This window comes from Tenacibaculum sp. MEBiC06402 (genome assembly GCF_049239625.1).
In the GTDB taxonomy this organism is placed as follows: domain Bacteria; phylum Bacteroidota; class Bacteroidia; order Flavobacteriales; family Flavobacteriaceae; genus Polaribacter.
The window spans coordinates 225,553-250,127 of record NZ_JBMKKT010000104.1; the positions used below are offsets into that span (position 1 = coordinate 225,553).

The 24,575-nt window shown below is 31.5% G+C and carries 21 protein-coding genes; 13 read left to right on the forward strand and 8 right to left on the reverse strand.

Annotated features, from left to right (window positions below; all coding sequences use genetic code 11):
* Positions 1-172 precede the first annotated feature (172 nt).
* Positions 173-748, forward strand: a complete 576-nt coding sequence (locus tag ACOSP6_RS15310) for a peptidoglycan-binding protein LysM (protein WP_422094061.1) — start codon at positions 173-175, stop codon at positions 746-748.
* Positions 749-777: 29 nt separating this feature from the next.
* Here the strand turns inward: ACOSP6_RS15310 and ACOSP6_RS15315 are convergent, their stop codons facing one another.
* Genes ACOSP6_RS15315 through dnaA form a run of 3 tightly spaced genes read right to left on the reverse strand, consistent with a single transcriptional unit; the run spans position 778 to position 3,379 of the window.
* Positions 778-1,482: an SAM-dependent methyltransferase gene (locus ACOSP6_RS15315; RefSeq protein ID WP_422093846.1), complete on the reverse strand. Its 705-nt coding sequence runs from the start codon at positions 1,480-1,482 to the stop codon at positions 778-780.
* A 6-nt stretch (positions 1,483-1,488) separates the two neighbouring features.
* The gene (locus ACOSP6_RS15320) at positions 1,489-1,938 is read right to left on the reverse strand and encodes a low molecular weight protein-tyrosine-phosphatase (protein ID WP_422093845.1); all 450 of its coding nucleotides are present in this window, start codon (positions 1,936-1,938) and stop codon (positions 1,489-1,491) included.
* A gap of 16 nt (positions 1,939-1,954) precedes the next feature.
* A complete protein-coding gene (gene dnaA / locus ACOSP6_RS15325; protein ID WP_422093844.1) occupies positions 1,955-3,379 on the reverse strand; it encodes a chromosomal replication initiator protein DnaA in 1,425 nt (474 codons plus the stop codon).
* A gap of 172 nt (positions 3,380-3,551) precedes the next feature.
* Between dnaA and ACOSP6_RS15330 the strand changes: the two genes are divergently transcribed.
* From ACOSP6_RS15330 to ACOSP6_RS15360, 7 genes are all read left to right on the forward strand, one after another.
* Positions 3,552-3,986, forward strand: coding sequence for an acyl-CoA thioesterase (locus ACOSP6_RS15330; RefSeq protein WP_422093843.1), 435 nt, complete (start codon positions 3,552-3,554; stop codon positions 3,984-3,986).
* A 33-nt stretch (positions 3,987-4,019) separates the two neighbouring features.
* A complete protein-coding gene (locus ACOSP6_RS15335) occupies positions 4,020-4,592 on the forward strand; it encodes a cob(I)yrinic acid a,c-diamide adenosyltransferase (RefSeq protein WP_422093842.1) in 573 nt (190 codons plus the stop codon).
* A 97-nt stretch (positions 4,593-4,689) separates the two neighbouring features.
* Positions 4,690-4,911, forward strand: coding sequence for a DUF2795 domain-containing protein (locus tag ACOSP6_RS15340; RefSeq protein WP_100924424.1), 222 nt, complete (start codon positions 4,690-4,692; stop codon positions 4,909-4,911).
* Between the two features lie 106 nt (positions 4,912-5,017).
* The gene (gene secA / locus ACOSP6_RS15345) at positions 5,018-8,368 is read left to right on the forward strand and encodes a preprotein translocase subunit SecA (protein WP_422093841.1); all 3,351 of its coding nucleotides are present in this window, start codon (positions 5,018-5,020) and stop codon (positions 8,366-8,368) included.
* A 226-nt stretch (positions 8,369-8,594) separates the two neighbouring features.
* A complete protein-coding gene (locus ACOSP6_RS15350) occupies positions 8,595-9,473 on the forward strand; it encodes a UDP-2,3-diacylglucosamine diphosphatase (RefSeq protein WP_422093840.1) in 879 nt (292 codons plus the stop codon).
* On the forward strand, positions 9,473-10,489 hold the full coding sequence (locus tag ACOSP6_RS15355; RefSeq protein WP_422093839.1) for a glycosyltransferase family protein: 1,017 nt from the start codon (positions 9,473-9,475) through the stop codon (positions 10,487-10,489). Before ACOSP6_RS15350 ends, ACOSP6_RS15355 begins: the two co-directional genes overlap by 1 nt.
* Before the next feature lie 129 nt (positions 10,490-10,618).
* Positions 10,619-11,548 (forward strand): hypothetical protein, encoded by a 930-nt coding sequence (locus ACOSP6_RS15360; RefSeq protein WP_422093838.1) that lies wholly within the window; start codon positions 10,619-10,621, stop codon positions 11,546-11,548.
* A 4-nt stretch (positions 11,549-11,552) separates the two neighbouring features.
* On the opposite strand, the gene ACOSP6_RS15365 is transcribed toward ACOSP6_RS15360, so the two are convergent.
* On the reverse strand, positions 11,553-12,218 hold the full coding sequence (locus tag ACOSP6_RS15365; protein WP_422093837.1) for a uracil-DNA glycosylase: 666 nt from the start codon (positions 12,216-12,218) through the stop codon (positions 11,553-11,555).
* Between the two features lie 34 nt (positions 12,219-12,252).
* Between ACOSP6_RS15365 and ACOSP6_RS15370 the strand changes: the two genes are divergently transcribed.
* The gene (locus ACOSP6_RS15370) at positions 12,253-14,457 is read left to right on the forward strand and encodes an endonuclease MutS2 (RefSeq protein ID WP_422093836.1); all 2,205 of its coding nucleotides are present in this window, start codon (positions 12,253-12,255) and stop codon (positions 14,455-14,457) included.
* Positions 14,458-14,550: 93 nt separating this feature from the next.
* Here the strand turns inward: ACOSP6_RS15370 and ACOSP6_RS15375 are convergent, their stop codons facing one another.
* Positions 14,551-17,265, reverse strand: a complete 2,715-nt coding sequence (locus tag ACOSP6_RS15375) for a carboxypeptidase-like regulatory domain-containing protein (RefSeq protein ID WP_422093835.1) — start codon at positions 17,263-17,265, stop codon at positions 14,551-14,553.
* 37 nt (positions 17,266-17,302) lie between these two features.
* Entirely contained in the window at positions 17,303-18,133 is an 831-nt protein-coding gene (locus ACOSP6_RS15380; RefSeq protein WP_422093834.1) for a GLPGLI family protein, read from the reverse strand.
* A gap of 144 nt (positions 18,134-18,277) precedes the next feature.
* On the opposite strand from ACOSP6_RS15380, the gene ACOSP6_RS15385 reads away from it, so the two are divergent.
* Complete coding sequence (locus ACOSP6_RS15385) at positions 18,278-19,531, forward strand: hypothetical protein (protein WP_422093833.1); 1,254 nt, start codon at positions 18,278-18,280, stop codon at positions 19,529-19,531.
* Between the two features lie 13 nt (positions 19,532-19,544).
* Here the strand turns inward: ACOSP6_RS15385 and ACOSP6_RS15390 are convergent, their stop codons facing one another.
* Together ACOSP6_RS15390 and ACOSP6_RS15395 are read right to left on the reverse strand one after the other, a co-directional pair.
* The gene (locus tag ACOSP6_RS15390; RefSeq protein ID WP_422093832.1) at positions 19,545-19,769 is read right to left on the reverse strand and encodes a hypothetical protein; all 225 of its coding nucleotides are present in this window, start codon (positions 19,767-19,769) and stop codon (positions 19,545-19,547) included.
* Positions 19,756-21,144, reverse strand: a complete 1,389-nt coding sequence (locus tag ACOSP6_RS15395) for an MATE family efflux transporter (protein WP_422093831.1) — start codon at positions 21,142-21,144, stop codon at positions 19,756-19,758. Before ACOSP6_RS15395 ends, ACOSP6_RS15390 begins: the two co-directional genes overlap by 14 nt.
* Before the next feature lie 87 nt (positions 21,145-21,231).
* Here ACOSP6_RS15395 and tpx point away from each other — a divergent pair, with 87 nt between their 5' ends.
* The 3 genes from tpx to ACOSP6_RS15410 are packed head-to-tail and all read left to right on the forward strand — an operon-like array spanning position 21,232 to position 24,564.
* Positions 21,232-21,729, forward strand: coding sequence for a thiol peroxidase (tpx, locus tag ACOSP6_RS15400; RefSeq protein ID WP_422093830.1), 498 nt, complete (start codon positions 21,232-21,234; stop codon positions 21,727-21,729).
* Positions 21,729-22,112, forward strand: a complete 384-nt coding sequence (locus ACOSP6_RS15405; RefSeq protein WP_422093829.1) for a diacylglycerol kinase — start codon at positions 21,729-21,731, stop codon at positions 22,110-22,112. The genes tpx and ACOSP6_RS15405 overlap by 1 nt, the downstream gene beginning before the upstream one ends.
* A 37-nt stretch (positions 22,113-22,149) precedes the next feature.
* Positions 22,150-24,564, forward strand: coding sequence for a DNA translocase FtsK 4TM domain-containing protein (locus tag ACOSP6_RS15410; RefSeq protein ID WP_422093828.1), 2,415 nt, complete (start codon positions 22,150-22,152; stop codon positions 24,562-24,564).
* Positions 24,565-24,575: the final 11 nt, after the last annotated feature.

A 24,575-nucleotide genomic window follows, 5' to 3' on the forward strand; every position in this document is an offset into this window, starting at 1 on the left:
ACAGCTTTTTAGGAAATTTAACAAGTAATCAAGAGTCCTGATTATTAGATTTTTAAAATTTTGTTAGTAAAAATACATTTTCCGTAAAACCTAAAAATATACAAAATTCCAAAGTTTGTTTTGAACTGTATTTTTACCCTATATTTGCGCCCGCTAAACAGAAAGTATATTAATTATCAGAAAATTAGGGGCATTTTTAATTTTTATTACGCTATTTAGTTTTACAGATAAAAAGGGGAAATTATCTGAAAAAACTAAACCAATTAACTACACTACTACAGAAGACCTATTAATCCTAGAGAAGGATTTCATCGGTTTTAAAGAAGCACTTGCTTTTAAAGAATCTCAAGGAAGATATACAGTAGTAAATACATTAGGTTACTTAGGAAAGTATCAATTTGGAAAAGGCACTTTACGTCGATTTAAAATTTACGATACGCAAAAATTCCTGAAAAACCCTGAACTACAAGAGAGGGCTTTCACTGCTCTTTGCCAGGTGAATAAATGGATTTTAAGAAGGGATATTTCCCGTTTCGTCGGCAAACGTATTAAAGGAATTGTTGTTACCGAATCTGGAATTTTAGCAGCAGCACATTTAGCTGGCGCAGGTAACGTTAAAAAATTCTTACGTTCTTATGGTAAGTTTCAGTTTAAAGATTCTTACGGAACGTCGATAGAATCCTATTTAAAGAAATTTGCAGGATACGATGTATCCCACGTAAAGGCTGATAAAAAAGCTACAGTTTAAAAAATTACTTATTAAATTATATCAATTAACTAGGCCTGTATGATGAAAATCGCAGGCCTTTTGTGTAATTCTGGATTTTCTGATTTCCATTTTGAAATTGGAAATGTTTTGATATATTCTGATGGTAATGTGATATCACAAGCGACACAAAGACGTGTATTCGGATGTAAAGTAGCTCTCAAATCATCTAACATTTTTCCATTTCGATATGGTGTTTCTATAAAAATTTGAGATTGTTTCTTATCACGTGATAATCGTTCAAGCTCTTTAATAGCTTTTTTCTTGTCACTCTTATCAATCGGTAAATAACCGTTAAAAGCAAAATTTTGTCCATTCATTCCTGAAGCCATCATAGCCAATAAAATTGACGAAGGACCAACCAAAGGAATAACTTGAATTCCCTTCTCATGCGCTTGTTTAACAATTGTAGCTCCTGGATCTGCAACTCCAGGCACTCCCGCTTCCGATAATACTCCAACGGAAATTCCATGCTGACAAACATCTAGGTAATTTCTAGTTTCCAATTCATGGGAAAACTTATCTATCTTCATAAAGTGCAACTCCGATTGAACTTTGCTAGGTGTAATTCGTTTGATATATCTTCTTGCTGTTTTTTCATTTTCAACAATAAAATAATCTAACGTTTCAATCACTTTTTTAACCGAGATTGGCATCACTTCAAGAGGTTCTGTATCTCCTAAAGTTGTTGGAATTAAATAAAGTTTACCTAACATAAATATTTATTGAAATTTTGAAGCAATAACATCACAAGCTTCATCAAGCATTCTAAAAACATTATCAAATCCTTTATCTCCACCATAATATGGATCAGGAACATTTAAGTTTTCTCCAGGATTTGATTCGTTCAAAATCATCTTAATTTTAGATTCGTCATCTTTGTTCCTAGCTATATCTAATAGATTCTGATAATTACTTTGATCCATGGCATAAATTAAATCGAAATTATCGAAATCTTCTACCGTAAACTTTCTAGAACGCTGATAAGTAATATCTATACCATTTGATTTAGCAACAGCAATCGAACGAGGATCAGGCAACTCACCTTGATGAAAACCTGAAGTACCAGCAGAATCAATGGTTACAGCATCAGTAAAAACCTTAGAACGAAGAATACCTTCCGCTAGTGGCGAACGACAAATATTCCCCAGACAAACCATTAGTATTCTCATATAAAGTGATATTTTGCTAGAATGTTAACTTCTTAGTTAAGTCTTCTACGTACTTTCTAAATTGCTTATCTGTTTCAGTTAAGTTATCAACTGTTTTACAAGCATGAAGTACAGTTGCGTGATCTCTTTGTCCAATTTGACTTCCAATACTTGCTAATGAAGACTTCGTCATACGTTTTGCAAAATACATGGCTAATTGACGAGCCTGAACTACATGACGTTTTCTTGTTTTTGATTGAAGTGTTGCAACATCCATATCAAAATATTTAGAAACGACTTTCTGAATATAATCAATAGAAACTTCTTTCTTAGTATTCTTAACAAACTTGTCAACAATTTGTCTTGCCAATTCTAATGTAAATTCTTTTCTATTAAAAGACGCCTGAGCAATCATTGAAATGATAACTCCTTCCAACTCTCTTACATTAGATTTTACGTTTTTGGCAATATACTCAACAATATCTTCAGGCATTTCTACTCCATCTCTAAACAACTTTCGCTGTAAAATTGAGATACGAGTTTCATAATCTGGATTTTGCAATTCTGCAGATAACCCCCATTTGAAACGTGATAATAAACGTTGTTCTATATCTTGCATGTCAACAGGCGCCTTATCCGAAGTTAAAATTACCTGTTTCCCATTTTGATGTAAGTGATTGAAGATATGGAAGAACACATCCTGAGTTCCTGCTTTTCCTGATAAAAATTGAACATCATCAATAATTAACACATCAATCATTTGATAAAAATGAATAAAATCATTTCTGGTATTCGACTTTACCGAATCAATAAATTGTTGTGTAAATTTTTCTGATGATATATATAAAACAGTTTTATCTGGATATTTATCTTTTATATCAACACCTATAGCATGAGCTAAATGTGTTTTACCTAATCCTACTCCACCATAAATCAACAAAGGATTAAAAGATGTTCCTCCTGGTTTGTTCGCTACTGCAATTCCCGCTGAACGTGCAAGTCTGTTTGAATCACCTTCTACAAAATTCTCAAAATTATAATTTGGATTTAGTTGAGATTCAATTTTTACCTTTTGCAAACCTGGTATGATGAAAGGATTTTTTAGTTCTCTTTTAGATTCTAAAGGAACCGTAACTTTTTGAGGTTTTAATGGATTCCTATTAGAACTAGGAATTTTAACAGTTTGAGGACTGTTACTACTATAAGTATTCTCCATTCGAACATCATAAATCAACTTTGCATGCTCTCCTAATTCTTTGATAAGAGCCACACGTAATAATTTGATATAATGTTCTTCTAACCACTCGTAAAAAAACTTACTAGGAACTTGTACAGTTAATGCCTCACCAGATAACTTAACAGGCTTTATTGGTTCGAACCATGTCTTGTATGCTTGAGGTTTTATATTGTCCTTAATAAAAGACAAGCAATTTAACCAAACTAATTCAGCAGATTTATTCATTTAAGTTTTTCAGAAAAAAAATTACGCTCGCAATAAAAAAAATTGCGAAAAAAAATATGTTTAATTACCCTCCCTACGGGCGAACAAAAGTGTGAATAAAATTCAGTAAAAAAAAATCAAATTGGTATTGATTTTTATTTTTTTTTTACGTAAGATTCAATAAAAAAACTTAATGATTGTTAAACACAATTCTATTGTAAGGGTACGATACGGCGAAACTGATCAAATGGGGGTAGTTTATCACGGAAATTATGCTCAATATTTTGAAATTGGTCGAACAGAATGGCTTCGTTCCCTTGGGATTACGTACAAATATATGGAAAAAACAGGAATAATTCTTCCTGTGATTTCCCTGAATTGTAATTTTAAGAAATCGGCTTATTATGATGACGAATTAACCATTTCAACCTTCCTTAAAAAACCTCCAAGTGTTAAAATAGAATTTAACTATGAAATCAGAAACCAACATCAAGAATTAATATGTACAGGAAGTACAACTTTAGCTTTTATTAACCAAGATACCATGAGACCAATTCGTTGTCCTCAATATATCTTAGATAAATTAAAAGTTTCAACGCAGACAATCTTAGATAAAGAAGAAAATTAATATCTTCATTTAAAATTTTGAACAATTAACTTAATGAAAATATATACTAAAACTGGAGATAAAGGAACTACTGCTCTTTTTGGAGGCACTAGAGTTCCTAAATACCACTTAAGAATAGAAAGTTACGGAACTGTAGATGAATTAAATTCTTATATAGGGCTTATTAGAGATCAGGAAATAGATGAAATTTCTAAAAATGCCTTAATTAAAATTCAAGACGAATTATTTACTCTTGGCGCAATGCTCGCTACTCCTCCGGAAAAGGAAGTTCTAAAAAATGGCAAGGAACGTCTAAATATTCCCAAAGTTGATAACAATTCTATTGAGTTTTTAGAAAATGAAATTGACGTTATGAATGAACAGTTACCACCCATGACTCATTTTATTTTACCTGGTGGTCATCAAACCGTGTCATTCTGTCACATAGCTCGCTGTGTATGTAGAAGAGCTGAGCGTTTGAGCGTTGCTTTAAACGAAGAAGAACCTCTTGATAATAGTATTTTAATGTATTTAAACCGACTTTCTGACTACCTTTTTGTATTGGCACGGAAGTTGACTTTCCTTTTGAAAGCTGATGAGGTTAAATGGATACCTAAAAAGCTTTAATAAAGTTCTTTTTTTATTAACTTTTACATTTTCAAAAAAAAACTTGACTTTTTCAGTTTAAATTTTATTTTTGCAAAACACTAAAACAGATTTAGAAATGTATTGGACACTTGAATTAGCATCTTATTTAGCAGATGCACCTTGGCCAGCTACCAAAGACGAATTAATTGATTATGCTATTCGTACAGGAGCTCCTTTGGAAGTGGTAGAAAATCTACAAGATATCGAAGATGAAGGTGAGATTTACGATTCTATCATTGAAATTTGGCCAGATTATCCTACAGAAGAGGATTATCTTTGGAACGAAGATGAATATTAAAATATAAATTCAAAGAGTCTCTTTTAGAGGCTTTTTTTTTGCTTACTTTTAAGCGCCGAATAACTAATTATACTCTGAATTTTATTCAGATTAAAACATACTCAAAATGAGCATTTTAAACTCAATTCTTAAACTTTTTGTTGGTGATAAACAACAAAAAGATTTAAAATCTTTACAGCCTATTGTTGATAAAGTTAAGTCTTTCGAAAGCGATATTGCGAATCTTTCTAATGATGAATTAAGAAATAAAACAACAGAATTTAAGTCTAAAATTAAAGAGGCAACTCAGCAATTTGAAGACGAAATTTTAAAGTTGGAAGAAGAAGTAAAAACTACTGATATCGATCGTCAAGAAGAAATTTATGCTGAAATTGACAGGTTAAAAGATGAAGCTTATAATGCATCAGAAGCGGTTTTAGCAGAAATTATGCCTGAAGCTTTCGCTGTTGTAAAAGAAACTGCAAAGCGTTTTGCTAACAATGAAGAAATTGAAGTTACTGCTACTCCATTTGATCGTGAATTATCTGCTTCAAGACCGCATATAACTTTAGAGGATGATAAGGCTTATTGGGCTAATTCATGGGATGCTTCTGGAAAAGAAGTAACATGGGATATGATTCACTACGATGTTCAGTTAATTGGTGGTTCGGTACTACATCAAGGTAAAATTGCTGAGATGATGACAGGAGAAGGAAAGACCTTAGTTTCTACTTTACCAGTTTACTTAAACGCACTTACAGGTAAAGGTGTACACGTTGTAACGGTAAATGACTATCTGGCAAAACGTGACCGCGCTTGGATGGCTCCTATTTTTGAGTTCCATGGATTATCAACAGATTGTATTGATTTCCATCAGCCAAATTCAGAGGACAGAAGAAAAGCATATAATGCGGATATTACTTACGGTACAAATAATGAATTTGGTTTCGATTATTTAAGAGATAACATGGCTTCTTCTAAGGAAGACTTAGTACAAAGAGCTCCAAATTACGCGATTATTGATGAGGTTGATTCTGTTTTAATTGACGATGCTCGTACTCCATTGATTATTTCAGGTCCTGTACCACAAGGAGATTTACATGAGTTTAATGAATTAAAACCTTTAGTATCTGATTTAGTTACTCTACAAAACAAATATTTAGTTGGTGTTTTAGCTGAAGCTAAAAAATTAATTAAAGAAGGGAATTCAAAAGACGGTGGCTTCTTATTGTTAAGAGTTTACAGAGGACTTCCTAAAAACAAAGCCCTTATTAAGTTCTTATCGCAAGAAGGAGTTAAACAAATTCTTCAAAAAACAGAGAACTACTACATGCAGGATAACAACAAATTAATGCCTGAAGTAGATGCTGAGTTATGGTTTACTATTGAAGAAAAAAACAATCAAATTAACTTGACAGATAAAGGTGTTGCTCACTTATCTGACAAAACACAAAATTCGACTTTCTTTGTTTTACCAGATATCAGTATAAAGGTTGCGGAAATAGAAAACGCAGACAGTACTCCTGAAGAAAAAGCGGAGTTAAAAGAAGAATTATATCGTGACTTTAGTGTAAAAAGTGAACGAATTCACACGATGAACCAGCTTTTAAAAGCTTACACGCTTTTTGAAAAAGATGTTGAGTATGTTGTTGTTGACAATAAAGTAATGATTGTTGATGAGCAGACAGGTCGTATTATGGACGGTCGTCGTTACTCAGATGGTTTACACCAAGCAATTGAAGCGAAAGAAAATGTAAAGATTGAAGATGCAACTCAAACTTTTGCTACTGTAACTTTGCAAAATTACTTTAGAATGTATCGTAAACTTTCTGGAATGACAGGTACAGCAATTACTGAAGCTGGAGAATTCTGGGAAATTTATAAATTAGATGTTGTTGAAATTCCAACTAATAGACCAATTGCTCGTGATGATAGAGAAGATTTATTATATAAAACTACTCGTGAGAAATATAATGCTGTAATTGAAGAAATCGTAAAGCTAGTTGGACAAAACAGACCTGTTTTAGTAGGTACAACTTCGGTTGAAATTTCAGAATTATTAGGAAGAATGTTAGCGATGCGCAAAATTCCTCATAACATCTTAAATGCAAAATTACACAAGAAAGAAGCTGATGTTGTTGCTGAAGCTGGAAAACCAGGACAAGTAACAATTGCAACAAACATGGCTGGTCGTGGTACCGACATTAAATTATCTGATGAAGTAAAAGAAGCTGGAGGTTTGGCTATTATCGGTACAGAACGTCATGATTCTCGTCGTGTTGACCGTCAGTTACGTGGACGTGCCGGTCGTCAAGGAGATGTTGGGTCTTCTCAATTCTTCGTTGCGTTAGATGATAATTTAATGCGTTTATTTGGTTCTGACAGAATTGCTAAGATGATGGATAGATTAGGGTTGAAAGAAGGTGAAGTAATTCAGGATCGTTTAATCACAAAATCAATTGAGAGAGCTCAAAAGAAAGTAGAAGAAAACAACTTCGGAATTCGTAAACGTTTATTAGAATACGATGATGTAATGAACTCTCAACGTGAGTTTGTTTATAAACGTCGTCGTCATGCTTTAGACGGAAAGCGTTTACAAATTGACATTGCAAATATGATTTACGATACTTGTGATGCAGTTGTTCGTCAGAATAAATTAAACAAAGATTTCCAAAATTTTGAATTCGAATTAATTCGTTTTTCATCTATGACTTCTCCTTTTTCTGAAGAAGAATTCAACAGTAAAGATGAACAAGTTTTAGTTGATGAGTTGTATAAAATTGTTTCAGAAAACTATAAAAATGATGCTGATAGAAATGCTGTTCAAGCTTTCCCTGTAATCAAAAATGTTTTTGAAAATGAAGGGGATCGTTATGAAAGAATTGTTGTTCCGTTTACAGATGGAGCTAAAACAATTCGTGTAGTAACTAACTTAAAAGAAGCATACGAAACTGAGGCTAAATCATTAGTAACTGATTTTGAAAAGAACATCACATTAGCAATCATTGATGAAAACTGGAAAGATCATTTACGCAAGATGGATGAATTAAAGCAAACTGTTCAAAATGCTACATATGAGCAGAAAGATCCATTATTAGTTTATAAGTTTGAGGCTTTTGAACTTTTCCAAGAAACTATTGATAAAATAAATAAAGAAGTTCTTTCATTCTTATTCAAAGGAAAACTACCAACCGAAGATGAGTCTCAAATTTCTGAAGCTCGTGAGCAAAAGAGAGAAAAATTAGACTTACGCAAAGACGAAGTTCAGAACTCAACGCAACAAGCATTTAACAATGCTCGTAACCAACAAACACAAGAACAACAAGTTGTTGAAACCGTTGTTAGAGAACAACCGAAAATAGGACGTAACGAACGCGTTACTATTAAGAATGTAATGTCTGGAGAAGAGAAAGAAGTTAAATACAAACAAGCAATTCCTTTAATAGAACAAGGAACTTGGGTTTTATATAATAAATAAAATATTCATAAATCAATTTTAAAAAGCCCGGATTTTTATCCGGGCTTTTTTGTTTACATTGAATTTACAAACCTTACTTTTCCTTGAACTTTTTATAACAATCTATTAATTAAGTTTTTACGTAATCAAGAAACTTTAAACATACTTTAGTACAAATTAATTACCCAAATTCTGTTTTCAAATTAAACTTAGTTTAATTCACAATGAAAACTTTTCGATCTAAAGAATGAAAAAAAGTAAAAAACGTAAATTAGATATTGCTGTAATATCTGATGTTCATTTAGGAACTTTTGGTTGTAGAGCTACTGAACTTAACAATTATTTAAAAACTATTAATCCGAAAACTTTAATTCTTAATGGTGACATTATAGACATCTGGCAATTCAATAAGCGTTACTTTCCGAAGGCTCATATGAAAGTAATTAAGCAATTAATGTCGTTTATTACTTCTGGAACAAAGGTTTATTACATCACAGGAAATCATGATGAAATGTTACGAAAATTCAAAGGATTTCGATTAGGTAGCTTTGAAATCGTAAATAAAGTTGTGCTAGATATTGATGGTAAAAAAGGATGGTTTTTCCATGGTGATGTTTTTGATGTTACGATGCAACATTCAAAATGGTTAGCTAAACTAGGTGGAATTGGTTACGATTTACTTATTATGATAAATACAGCTGTAAACTGGATTAGTGAAACTCTAGGATACAATCGTTTATCGTTTAGTAAAAAGATCAAAAACAGTGTTAAGAGCGCCGTTAAGTTTATAAACAACTTCGAAACCACCGCATCGGAAATTGCAATTGATAATGGTTACGAATATGTAGTTTGTGGACATATACATCAGCCCGAAATGAAAGTGATAAAAAATGATCAAGGAGAAACAATGTATTTGAATTCTGGTGATTGGATTGAAAATTTGACTGCTTTAGAATATAGCAATAAAGAATGGAAATTATATGAATATGAAAAAGATGAATTAGCAAAAAGAGTCCCTGAAACTATTGAAGTATCAGACGTAGAACTTGTAAAAGCTGAACAAACTAATAGTCAGCTTTTTGAAGATTTACTTATGGAATTCAATATTAAAAAATCCTTCAAATAATGAGAATACTTTACGCAATCCAAGGAACAGGAAATGGACACGCCAGTAGAGCTTTGGAAATTGTTCCATATTTACAAAAACGAGCAGAAGTTGACATTTTAGTCAGTGGATATCAATGTGAATTAAAATTTCCTTTTGAGATAAAATACAAACTTTACGGTTTAAGTTTTATTTTCGGTAAAAAAGGTGGTGTAGATTTGTGGGAAACTTTGAAAAAGACAAAATTCAGAAACCTTTGGAAAGAAATTAAATCTTTACCTGTAAAGGAATATGATTTAGTAATTAATGATTTTGAGCCTGTTTCTGCTTGGGCTTGTAAACTAAGGAATGTTCCTATTATTTCTTTATGCCATCAAAACGCAGTAGCTGATGAAAAAGCTCCTAAATATGGAAGTTTCAAGTTTGAAAAGCTAATCTTGAAATATTACGCCCCAGCTAGAAATAAATTTGGTTTTCACTTTAAAACGTATTCTTCTGCTACATTCTTACCGATTATCAGGAAAGAAATCCGACATAAGAATATTACAAAAAAAGAACATTACACCGTGTATTTACCTGCTTACGGTGACAAAAAGCTAATTAAGATACTTTCTCAATTCAAAAAAGTAAAGTGGGAAGTATTTTCAAAACACACCAATCAATTTCAGTTACATAATAATGTAATTATTCGTCCGATTGACGGAAAAGAATTCATAAAAAGTATTGCCTCTTCACGTGGCATATTATGTGGCGCGGGATTTGAAACACCAGCAGAAGCTCTATACTTACGTAAAAAACTAATGGTTATTCCTATGAAAAACCAATATGAACAACAATGCAATGCTTTGGCATTAAAAGAAATGGGAGTTCCAGTATTGAAAAAACTCAACAAAAAACAATTACCAAAAATTGAGAAATGGATCAAGTCTGATGAAATAGTAGAAGTAAATTATCCTGATGTAACAGAAGATATATTAGATGCGATTACACTTCCCTATTACAATCAAACAATTTTACCTCAAATTGCAATGGAGTAAAATTAAAAACTAAATTTTCTTATTACCAAAATACCATTTCTTATACCCAAAAAATACACTCTCATAGTTTTAAAGAATAACTTCTCTTGTGAAATCAATAAGTTTGATTGAATTTAAAAGTTATTCAAAATGAAATCAACTACCAATATTTTCACATTTTGTTGCTTCTTGTTTTTGTGTTGTTTCAGCGGACAATCACAAAACAATTACGATGTAAATAAAACTGGATATTTAAGTTTTAGTATCGCGAACAGTACATTACCTCATAAAAGTAAACAACAAATTTCATTGTATGGATGTAACACCAGTATTATCATCGACAGTGGTAAAATTGTTAGTCCGAGATATAAAGACGGTACAATTTCAGTAAAAAAACAGAACGGTTTTAGCTGGAATACCAAAAACCAAGAAGTCTCTGGAGTTCCTTTTGGACATCAAAAAAGCAAAACTGAAAAAAAGAAGTTTAAAGACTTCTACGTTTCTAAATATTATATCGCCTCTCCTCCAGTTGTGAAAAAATCGATGACTGGTAACAAAGATGACGATTTATATGATATTGGATTAATTACTCCCGACAACTTCACATTTGACGGTGTCAAACCAAATCAGCTTGTGTATCTTGATTATTCCATTCTTAGAGAAACACATATTGATTACATTCCTGTTCATTATGATGATTCATTCGATAAATTAAACGTTTATTTAATTCCATTTAAAGTGGAATCGCCTGATTTTCCATGGAGGAACACTAAAGTTATTAAAAACGCACAAGGAGCAACTGGTGTTGGAGCTTTGAATAAAAGAGACAGCATCAATAAACTATTTTTACCATACAGTTATATCAATAACGAAAAGAAGCATTTACAATTCAAAGTGACTATTCTGAATGATATCTTACTTGATCATAAAATATTCTTTATGGTCGATGGTAAAAAAAGAGAAATTATCAACTTGAATGAGTACTACAAAATGTATGGTAAAAAGAAGATTGTATTAAAGGTAGTAAAACGAAAAAAACCACCATGTGGTTGTTTGCCTCCAAAAACTAAAAAACATTAATTCACTACCAATCTATAACAGATAAGTTTTTGTGAGTCAAGAACTCATTGGTTTGTGAAAAATGTTTATTTCCAAACCAGTAACCTCGATTTGCGCTTAAAGGCGAAGGGTGACCTGAAGTTAACACATGATGTTTTTTCTTGTCAATCTTCGCTCCTTTTTTCTTAGCATAACCTCCCCAAAGTAAAAACACAACATCTTCTTTTTGTTGAGAAATAGAAGCGATAACAGCATCTGTAAATTGCTCCCAACCTTTCTTCTGATGACTTCCAGCTTCATGAGCTCTTACAGTTAAGGTCGCATTAAGCAATAAAACGCCCTGTTTGGCCCAACGAGATAAATCTCCAGACTCTGGATAAGGAATTCCTAAATCAGTTTCAATTTCTTTGAAAATATTAATTAATGAAGGTGGGTGCGAAATTCCATCATGAACTGAAAAACAAAGTCCATTTGCCTGACCAATTCCGTGATAAGGATCTTGCCCGATGATAACCACTTTCACATCGTCAAATGAACAATAATCAAAAGCAGCAAAAATATCTGAGCCTTTAGGATAACAAGTAAACTTAGTATACTCATCTTTTACAAATTCAACTAAGTTTTTAAAATAAGGTTTCTCAAACTCTGGTTGTAAAATATGTTTCCAACTTTCCGCGATATTTACTTGCATTCTTGTTATTTTTGTTGTTCTCAAAAATAGGAAATTGAAAAAAAATATATCAGAAAAAACATTACAAGATTTAGAGTTTGCAACCGTTTTAGAACAGGTAAGCGAGTTTTGTATTTCAGAACTTGGTAGAAATGCTGTTTCAAATATTGCACCATATGGAGATACTGAGGAATTGTTTTTTGAATTACAGTTAGTTAATGAATATTTAGCATCATTTCAAAATGAGAACAGAATTCCAAATCACGGTTTCGATAACATTTCTGAATCTATAAAAAGACTGAATATTGAAAATAGTTATTTAGAACCAGAAGCATTCTTAAAAATTGCTTCTATTACTGAAACTGTAAATGAGCAAAAGAAATTCTTAAAAAAATTCAAAGAATATTATCCTTCTCTTTTCAATTTAAGTGAAGAAATTGAATTCACCACTTTTGTTTCGGATGCTATTAGAAAAATAATTACTTCTTACGGAGAAATAGCAGACAACGCCTCTCCTACTTTAAAGCAAATTAGAAAAGATATAAACTCTGTAAGAGGAAAAATATCAGGAAGTTTTTCAAAAGCATTAAATAGTAGTTTAGCTAGTGGTTATTTAGATGATATTAAAGAAACTATTATTGATAATCAGCGTGTTTTAGCCGTTTTGGCAATGCATCGTAGAAAAGTAAAAGGTAGTTTATTAGGATCTTCAAAATCAGGAAATATTGTTTACATAGCTCCACAAGCAACTCTTTCTTTTAGTAGAGAATTACAAAATCTACTTTATGAAGAAAAGCAAGAGGTTATTAAAATTTTACGAGCTTTAGCTGAGGAGATTAGACCATTTACACCTTTATTAGAAGAATATATATCATTTCTAATTCATTTAGATTTAGTGGCGGCGAAAGCAAAATACGCGCAAGCTATCAACGGATTGTTGCCTAAAATTACAAAAGAGAAGAAAATCTATTTCCGAGATGCATATCATCCAATATTATGGAGAAAAAATAACGAGCAAGGAATTGATACTATTTCTCAAACGTTAGCTTTAAATGAGAAACAGCAAATCATTGTAATTTCTGGACCGAACGCAGGGGGAAAAAGTATTACATTAAAAACGATTGGATTGTTACAAGTAATGCTTCAAAGTGGAATATTGATTCCTGTTCATGAAAGAAGTGAAACTACTTTGTTCAGCACGATTTTAACCGATATTGGAGATAATCAATCTATCGAAAACCAATTAAGCACCTACAGCTATCGTTTAAAAAACATGCGTTATTTCTTAAGAAAATGTAACGACAGCACTTTATTCTTAATTGATGAATTTGGAACTGGTTCTGATCCTGAGTTAGGTGGTGCTTTAGCGGAGATATTTTTAGAAGAATTTTATAAGCAAAAATCTTTCGGAATTATAACTACGCATTATGCAAATTTAAAAGTATTAGCGAATGAATTAGAGAATGTAACGAATGCTAATATGCAGTTTAATGAACGTACGTTAGAACCAATGTATAAACTATTTATTGGTCAGGCTGGAAGTTCATTTACATTTGAGGTCGCTCAGAAAAACGGAATTCCATATAGCTTAATTAATAGAGCAAAAAAACGAGTTGAAAGTGAAAAAGTTCGTTTAGATAAAACCATTTCTAAACTTCAGAAAGAACGAAACAGACTACAAAAAACTTCGGATACTCTTGAGAAACAAAAATCTAAAGAACAGGAACATTTAGAAAGTTTACAAGAAAAAGAACTTAAGATTAGAGAAAAGCTAGAAGGGTTCCAAGAATTATATGATAACAATCAACGCATGTTATCTCTAGGAAGAAGACTTAACGAATTATTAAACAAGTACTTCCAAACAAATAACAAAAAGGAATTATCTACAAACTTCTTTAAATGGGTTGCTGCTGAAAAAACAAAATACACCAAACGTAATCCGCCAAAAAAGAAGACAAAAACTGAAAAAGTAAAAGAAAAAGAAATCGCAGAAAAACAAAAAGAAGCGATTAAAAAAGTAGAAAAAGAAGTTTTGCAAAAGGTTGTAAAAGTAAGAGAAGAGAAAAAAGAAGAAGCCAAGAAAATTGCCAAAGCAAAATCAGAATACGTTTTTAAAACTGGGGATCGTGTTCGCTTAGTAGATGGAAATGCTGTAGGAACAATTGATAAAATTGAAAAGAAAAATGCATTTATAAACTACGGTTTATTCACTACTAAAACTTCAATTGAAAAATTAGAGTTAGTTCAGAAAGCGAAGTAAGTTGTAATAAAACATAAAAAAAGCTGCCCAAATTGGGCAGCTACTTAGGCCTGAGTTTTCATTAATTCAAATAAATAAACCAATATTTTTAGTTTATAAGTTATAAACAAACCTAAATGTTATAAATCGGGGTTGGATGAATGTTTCAGAACTAAATACTGAAATATTATTCGCACTATTTCGCACCTGAGAATCTATATCTAATAAGTTGGTGGCTTTGATTTCATATTCCCATTTTGCGTCTCTATCTTTCCTGTACGATATGGTTGCATCCCAATTTTGGAATGATTGTGAGTTTCCGTCTCCTAAATCTTGATTTGTATACGTATAATTTGTTCTAAACGTTACAGATTTCCATAAATAAGCATCAAATTCAACCGAAGGAGCATTTGTTATAAAAGTAGTTTTTCTACTTCCTTGGTTGTTATTAGTAACACTGTATCTATATCTGAAACTTACATTCGGAGCTTCTAAATAATTTGTTCTTACTCCTGGTGTATAAGTTTGCGTAAATCCTTCATTTAATGACTGAATACCTTGAATGAACTGATTGATTTTACTATAGTTCAGATTAACATTCAAACTTGTTCTAAATTTTCCAAACGTTCTTTGTACTCTACCAAAAAGATTTACATTTTCATCTGCAAAATTAGAATTGAAAAATGTACTTGTTCGAATTACATTTTCAAAGGTTGTTAAACTTCTAATTTGATCGATATTACTCGAATAAGAAGCTCGTGCAAAAACATTTGTGTAATTAAACAAATTAAAACTACTATAGAATAAACTTAAATTATGAGATAATGCATTCTGTAATTCTGGTTCTCCAAACTGAATACTATTGAAGTTGTTAAAAACCAAAGCTTCTGCTAAACGAGTAACATCGGTAAACTGATTTCTCATTTCATATCTAAAAGTTAATGCTTCACTTTTCTTAAACTGAATTCTCGTTTCAAAATCAGGTAATATTCTAAAGAAATCCTCTCCAAATTCTTGACCAAATTGTGTATTTGTATTTCCATAAGCATGCAATGAAAAACCTGGGGTTAATGTAAATTTACCGGCTTTTAATCGATAATGTACTCCTAAATAAATATCACTAAAATTATACTCAATATCGTTTACAATCTTTGAGTCATTAATTGTTGGTGTTGGATTGAACGTTGTTCCGTCATTCAAAAATTGAAATATATTAGAATTGAATTTTTGACTACTTATAATAGTTCCAAATGTTAGATTAATATTACTCTTCGTATTGATCAAATTGTAATAATCTAACTTCGCATCTAATTGGTTGGATTTGATTCTTCTATTCTGATTAATATTATAATTATCCTGAGTAGTATCCAATCCTAGAGCATCTGCTGTCGAATCGAAAGGATCATTATTTGCTGATGTATTCGTTAAAACTGCACTATAAAATGGATCTTCATTTTTGAATAAATGCTGAGCTTCAAAAGCGAAAATATTATTCTCATCTAATGTATAGTAGTAATTCAAATTCTGATTAATACTGTAAGGAGTTACCTCGTCTAACTGAGCAGTTGTTCCGATAACTGATGAAAACAAATTTTGATCTTGTGTATCTTTTGAAATTCTACCAATTACATCATAATCTACTTGATTGTTTACGTTTGGTTTATATGAAGCGCTAAATTTCACCAAACCTTGATCCGATCTCTCCGTACTTGATTGATCTGTTTGTTCATCAGGAATTCCTAATTCTTGATTTGTGTATTGAACAAAACTCGTTTCTCTAGATAAGATCTTACTATTATTATAAATAACAAATCCGCTTAAGTCTAAAGTTGATTTAGGAGAATAACTAAAATTTGCTGTTGCCAAATTATTCTCAATCTTTAAAGCATTATTTTGATTTGTTAGAAAGTTCAAACTATTATCTCCAAGGTTTATACTAGTACCACTACTCCTACTCGGAGCTCTAAATCCACCACCAAAACCTCTAATATCTCTTCTATTTAAAGCTACTTCTCCAATATTATTCACATCTCCAATAAAATTAATACTGTACTTCGGACTGTAATAAAAGAGTTTTGGTTGTACTAAGTATAATCCTTCATCCGGAGAAGAACCTCCTCCAACAGTAACATTTCCAAACCAAAAATTTTCTTTACCCTTTTTCAATTTGATGTTTAAAGCAACATTATCTTGATTATTTCTCACACTACTTAATTGTCCTACTTCTGCATAATTTCGAAGTACTTGAATTTTATCTACAGCGTTTGATGGAATATTTTTGGTCGCCAATTTTGTATCACCATCGAAAAAGTCTTTACCATTTACCATAAGCTTATTCACCACCTTCCCTTCTACTTCAACTTGTCCATCTTCATTAATTTCAACTCCAGGTAATTTTTCAAGAACATCTTCAAGTTTTCGTTCTGTTCCATTTTTAAAAGAATCTGCATTATAAATTAAAGTATCTCCTTTAATGGTCACAGGCATTTCATAAGTAATCTCAACCTCGTCCAAAGAATTATCTGGCTGCAAAACAAAATCTTTAGTCATGTTTACCTCTTTTACAGAAATTACTTCTTCAAAAGTTTTCATTCCTATGTAACTAATTTGAATCTTGTAGCTCTTATTCTTTTTTAGCTTTAACGAATAATTACCATTTACATCAGTAATTCCGTACGATTCTAAAACACTTGTTTCTTGATTAATCGCTATAATATTCGCTAAATCTAAAGGTTTTTTAAGTGTGTCTCTAACAACTCCTTTCATTGTTATTTGACCAAATATGCTATTTACTGCAAGTAAGCAAAATAGCAATGTAATTTTTTTCATGTTGTTTAGTTTGATGATTCCGAGTATTAATATCAAGTTACCTTCTTCTTCTACCTCGGTTATTTCTCATTTCGATCATCTTTCCTTTGATAACTTCTTGGTATGCTACTTTTGTAATTTCTTTACCTTTTTCAGGTGCAATAATTTCTATTTTATCTTTTGGATTAATAACTACTTTAGAACATAGCATTACTCTACTTCCTGCAGTGACTTCTAAGATTAACCCTGGTAATCCCCAATATTCTCCCGGTCCATGGCTTACTGGAATTTGCGGAGTATACCAAGCCTCTACTGTGGTCATTTCTATTTGTGGTTGAATATCATTCCCTAAAGAATCTTTTTTCACTTCAGCTTTTCTTAAATCGCTCCAAGAAAAATCATACCAAGTTAATTCTTTCGTAGGAACAACGGCTGTTGCTTTAAAACATAAATAATTACCTATTTTTTTTGATTCTTTCTCTATTTTCCAATCAATCTTCTGAAGCTTATCTTTTACTAAAAAGCGTTTACCATAGAACTCTTGGCTTTGAATCAACTCATTATCTTGCACATTTTTATACTGATCTCCCTGAGAAAAGTTCTTTCCCCAAGAATCCGTTGCTCCTGAAATCGCATCAATTTTCTCTTCTTCTTTGAAAAATGATTCTTTTTTGTTGAAGTTTAATACATATTCTTTCTCTAATCTATTTTTTAAACGAGCTTTTATCTGCTTTTTTTGTGCTTCACTCATTCTTGCTCCGAACCTACCTAACTCTAACTTAGCCTTGGAAAAATAAATAGCTTTACCCTGAAAATCTTGAACTTCTTCTGGTTTGGTAAACCCAAGAATAAGCGTAATGGCGAGACATTTTAATAGTAATGATTTCATGTTAATTGATTTTTGTTTAACAAATATAATTAATTAGTAAACAAAAATAATTTTATTTATTAAAGTTTTAACAGTCTTACAATTACCATTAATAAATTGAGCTGTTTACCAAAATAGTATATATTCGTAAAAAAGTAACCTATAATGGAAAAAACCTCAACCTCAAACTCAAAACAGTGGCTTCAAAAATTAAAAGATGAAAGCTGGGAAGCAGAGCTTTTAGTATCGGCTGTGGCAATATTTGGTACTTTTAAATTATTTAGTATCATAACTTGGATAACAAATAAGTTTATAGATATTGTTGATCCTAGTCTACATTTAGCCGCATATATGGTCGTTTTCTTTGGTTTATTTGCCATCAGCATTTTGGCGTCCATGTTTATAATTCATTTTTGTTTAAGAGCTTACTGGATTGGATTGGTTGGTTTAAATTCCGTTTTTCCCGATTATAGTATTGAAGATAGTGCCTATTCAAAAATTTATACTGAAAAAATTATTTCAATTTTACCCAAAGTAAAAGACTCTATAGAAAAGGTAGATGAATTATGCAGTGTTATTTTTTCGGCAGCTTTTACATTTTTGTTGATTTATGCAAATGCTGCAATCATATCTAGCCTATACTTATTGATATATAATACATTTTTTGAGAGTATCCCAACGATATTTTTATTAATACCACTTTATATACTTTGTTTCTTAATCATACTTCAAATGATTGTTTCAATATATGCAAACCTCAAAGTCAATCACGAAAAACATCATGTACAAATCTTTTCATTTAAGGTTAACAATCTAGTTTCGGCGATAATGTTTGGGCCATTGTACAAATCAATTCTTCAAGTTAATATGATATTCGGGTCAAATTTTAAAAAGAAGAAAAGACTCGTTTTCTTAATGATTGTTTTTCTTTTAAGTGGTGCATTTGCTTCTTTTTATCAACTAGATAAAACCAACATTCTATATTTAATTAATCCAAAAAAATACTTTCAAAAAGACCTTATTCATCCGACTTACTATCAAACAAATAATATTGATAATTCCTATCTCCTAAACCCAGAAATAGAATCAGATGTCATTGATGGGAAACTTATGAAGGTTTTTATTCCTTTATTTACATATGAAAATAAGAAAAGAGAAAAGTTCTGTGGCTACAATCTCGATAACCTTAACAGTAAAGAGGCACCCAAAATAATTAATGAGTGCTATCAAAAGTACATTTTAATTACTTTAAATGATAAACCTGTTTTATCAGATTTTTTAAACACGCTACATGAAAGAACTCAACAATTTGGTCTAGTAACCTATATCAACGTAAGCGATCTAAATATTGGAAAGAACATGATAAAAATTTCCAAAGGAACTTCCTCAGAATGGGAAATTCCTTTCTTTATTGAATAGATGTAAAAATTTTCTATTCAAGTTCTTCCATTTCAGAATCGTAAAATTTTCCTGCTTGATCAATCAAGCTTTCTAGTTCATTTGCTAACTCCTGCTCATTTTCTCCCTCAAGGTCTTCAAACCATTCCACAGAGTCATCCTTCAAATTGATTAAAAAACGAGGATATTCAGTATGTAATACAAATATATCTTCTGGATGATTGCTATTATCAGCTAATAAAAATTTAGGTAAGTTCATTATGTTTTGTATTAATCAATTTTCTTGTTAAATAATTAAAGCGTAAAAATAGTAATATTGAAGCAGATGTTAATCCTGCTAAAAGCCCCAGCCAAATTCCAAAACTTCCGTAAGCTTGCTCTTTTCCTAAGAAAAAACTTATTGGAAACCCTATTAACCAATATGAAATAAAAGTAATTATTGTTGGAATAGCGACATCTTGCAAACCTCTTAAAGCTCCTAAAACCATAACCTGTATACTGTCACTAATCTGAAAGAAAGCTGCAGCAATTAATAAGTTAGCCGCTATTTTTATCACTTCCATATTATCTTCAAAATTCTTTGCATCATTTAAATCCACGTAAATTTTTGGTAAACTCTCATGGAAAAGAAAGAAAACAATAGCAAAACCAATTGCTAAAATCACTCCTAATAAAAAGATAGAAAATGCTATTCTTCTTAATTCAATATAATTTTGAAGTCCTTTTTGATTTCCAACTCTAACCATTGCAGCAACACTTAATCCCATTGCAACCATAAATGTCATTGATGATAAATTCAACGCTATTTGATTTGCTGCCTGTGGATTTTTTCCTAATAATCCACTTAACCAAATGGCAGCCGTAAAAATAGCTACCTCAAAAAACATTTGCATTGCACTAGGTGCTCCTAGATTTATAATCTTTTTGAGCATTTTACTCTCTAAAACAAATATTTTAATGTTTGTAACTAATTTTTGAGTTCTCTCTTTTTTCGTCAACAACCACCATAAATATATTACCATGATAAAACGCGACAATAACGTTCCATAAGCCGCACCAACAATTCCTAATTCTGGAAATCCAAACTTTCCAAAAATTAATAAATAGTTCAAAACTACATTGGCTACATTGGCAACAATTGTGGCATACATAGGGTATCTTGTCATCGACATTCCATCACTAAATTGTTTAAAAGCCTGAAATACAATTAACGGAATCAACGAAAAAGCGACTAAATCTAAATAAGGAATTGCCAACTCAACTACTTCATCAGGTTGTTTCATGAAATACAACAATGGTTTCGAGAAAAAAACCATCAGAAACATTAATATCCCTAAAGTGGTACATAAAAACAATCCGTGTTTAAATGTTGATTTTGCCTTATTGAAATTTTCAGACGCATCGGCTTCAGCTATTAACGGAGTTATTGCGGTAGAAAACCCAATTCCTAAAGACATTGCGATAAACATAAAACTATTACCCAAGGAAACAGCTGCGAGCTCCGCGGTTCCCAATTGACCAACCATAATATTATCAATAAAACTCACAAAAGTATGCCCTAGCATACCTAACATTACTGGCGCCGCTAATTTCCAGTTATATGTAAACTCTGATGTGTAACTTGATAAATTCACTGTTATTTTTCCAAGGAATAAGTAGGCGAAGATAGTTTAAAGTTAGTAGATTTTAATTATTTTTGATAAGAATAAAAAATCTAAAACATGGCTACAGTAACTCTACAAGGAAGTAAAGCAAATACAAACGGAACATTACCACAAGTAAATTCTAAAGCACCCGATTTTAAATTAGTTGCTACTGATTTATCTGTTAAATCATTAAATGATTACAAAGGCAAAAAATTAATTTTAAATATTTTCCCAAGTGTTGACACTGGAACATGTGCTACATCTGTTCGAAATTTCAACAAAGAAGCCGCTGAGTTAGATAACACAAAAGTTTTATGCATTTCTAGAGATTTACCTTTTGCTCAAGGACGTTTTTGTGGTGCTGAAGGAATAGAAAATGTTGAAATGTTATCAGATTTTGTTTCTGGAGATTTTGGAAAAAATTACGGATTAGAATTTGTTGATGGTCCTTTAAACGGTTTACATTCACGTTGCATCGTTGTAATTAATGAAAACGGAGAAATAACACATACTGAACAAGTACCTGAAATTGTAGATGAACCAAACTATGAAAAGGCTTTAAAAGCTTTATAATGACAGATAATAAAGATGGTTTTATAAAAAGAAGACTTAAAGGAGTTACGTATGCTCTTAAAGGAATTCTCATACTAGCAACCACTGAAGATAGTATCAAAGCCCAATTTTTTATTGGGCTTTTTGCCGTAATCTTGGGTTTTGTTTTTGGTATTTCAGCAACCGAATGGATGCTTCAATTAACTGTTACTGGACTTGTACTAGTGGCTGAAGCTCTTAATACAGCCGTTGAAAAGATTGCCGATTTTATTCATCCTGAATACCATGACAAAATCGGAACTATAAAAGATGTTGCAGCTGGAGCAGCTGGATTTGCTGCAATAATTTCTTTAATTGTGGGTTCTATAATATACGTTCCAAAAATAATCGTCTTATTTTTGTAATATTTCTATATTTACCAGTCTAATTTTATTCAATTAAATGGTTAAAAAAAGCGTTTCAAAAAAGACAAAAAAAGTAAGCAAACCCTCTGTTTTTAAGCAAGTTTCAGATTTCTTTAAAAACAGACAAACACAAACAATTTTAGGAGCATTCTTTATTCTATTCGCTGCCTTCTTGTGTATTGCTTTTATTTCTTTTTTCTTTTCATGGCAAGATGATCAAAGTATTCTAACTGAATTTTCCGATAAACAGATTAAAGCAAAGAACCTATTGGGAAAAATAGGTTCAAAACTTAGTCATATTTTTATTTATAACGGTTTCGGGCTCGCTGCTTTTATTCTTCCTTTTCTGATTTTTTTAACAGGAGTTAGCTTCTTACTGCAAAAGGGAATTAAAAGCATGGTTTCTAAATGGAACTGGGGTTTATTTAACATGTTGTGGGTTTCAATCGCTCTTGGTTTCGTTGAAAAGAAATACGCTCTCTTATCTGGTGTTGTTGGATTTGAATTGAATGAATATATCAGAACTTTCATTGGAAGAACTGGTTTAGCAATTGTTTTAACTTTCTTCTTAATTTCATATTTAGTAGTTCGCTTTAAATTAACTCCAGAAGGAATTAGCGAAAGATTTAAAAGACCAGAAAAAGAAATTGCTAGTGAAGTAGAAAATCCAATTAAAACCGAAGAAACGATAAATCTAGTAACTGAGGAGCCGATTAAAGAAGATAAGTCCGAATTTGAATTATCTGTTGAAAACCTTCAACCTACAATTAATAATCACTCCGGAATTTCAAAAGATTCAGCTCCAAAAGAGGACGATTCAGATTTACTTAATATTAAGAAGGTCGAAAAACCAAATGAAAATGAGGTAGAAATTGCAATTGAGCAAGTAGCTGAGGAAAAAAGTGTTACAGAAAACTTATCCGATAAACTGGTTAAAGATTTTGGTGAATTTGACCCTACCTTAGAATTAGGTCAATTCAGATTTCCAACATTCAATTTATTAAAACAATACAACGAAAGCATTTCAATTGACCCTGAGGAATTAGAGGTAAACAAAAATCAAATTGTTGAAACTTTAAAGAATTATAAGATTGGAATTTCTCAGATAAAAGCTACCGTTGGTCCAACAATTACATTATATGAAATAGTTCCGGAAGCTGGTATTAGAATATCAAAAATTAAAAACCTAGAAGACGATATTGCATTATCTCTTTCAGCTCTAGGAATTCGTATCATTGCTCCAATTCCAGGAAAAGGAACCATTGGTATTGAAGTACCAAATAAAAAGTCTACGACAGTTTCAATGCATTCGGCAATTACTTCAAAGAAATTTCAAGAAAGTCAAATGCAACTTCCTTTAGCTTTAGGAAAAACTATCTCCAATGAAACCTTTGTTGTTGATTTAGCTAAAATGCCACACTTACTTATGGCCGGTGCAACTGGTCAAGGTAAATCGGTTGGTTTAAATGCTATTTTAACATCACTTTTATATAGAAAACATCCAGCAGAAGTAAAATTTGTACTTGTTGATCCTAAAAAAGTAGAACTTACTTTATTCAATAAAATTGAACGTCATTATTTAGCGAAACTTCCAGATAGCGAAGAAGCTATTATAACTGATACCTCAAAAGTTGTCAATACATTAAACTCTTTGTGTATTGAAATGGATAATCGTTATGATTTATTAAAATCAGCAATGGTTAGAAACATAAAAGAGTATAATGCGAAATTCAAAGCAAGAAAATTAAATCCAGAAAACGGACATCAATTCTTACCATATATAGTACTAGTTATTGATGAATTTGCTGATTTAATTATGACCGCAGGTAAAGAAGTAGAAACACCTATCGCCAGATTGGCTCAATTAGCCAGAGCAATTGGTATTCATTTAATTGTTGCAACTCAACGTCCATCTGTAAATGTAATTACAGGTATTATAAAAGCAAATTTCCCTGCTCGAATTGCATTTAGAGTTACTTCTAAAATCGATAGTAGAACTATTTTAGATGCACCTGGAGCTGACCAGTTAATTGGACGTGGTGATATGCTTTATTCTGGAGGAAATGATATTACACGTATTCAGTGTGCTTTTGTTGACACTCCAGAAGTTGAAAAAATCACAGATTTTATTGGTTCGCAACGTGCTTATCCTGAGGCTTATTTATTACCAGAATATGTTGGTGAAGAAGGTGGCACAAATCTTGATATAGACATTTCAGATCGAGATAAATTGTTTAATGAAGCTGCCCAAGTTATTGTTACAGCACAGCAAGGTTCAGCATCATTATTACAAAGAAAATTAAAATTAGGATATAACAGAGCTGGTAGGCTTATCGACCAATTAGAGGCAGCAGGAATTGTGGGACCTTTTGAAGGTAGTAAAGCTAGACAGGTTTTAGTTCCTGATTTAATTGCTTTAGAACAATTATTAGAAAACGAAAAAACTAAATAGACCATTTTAAC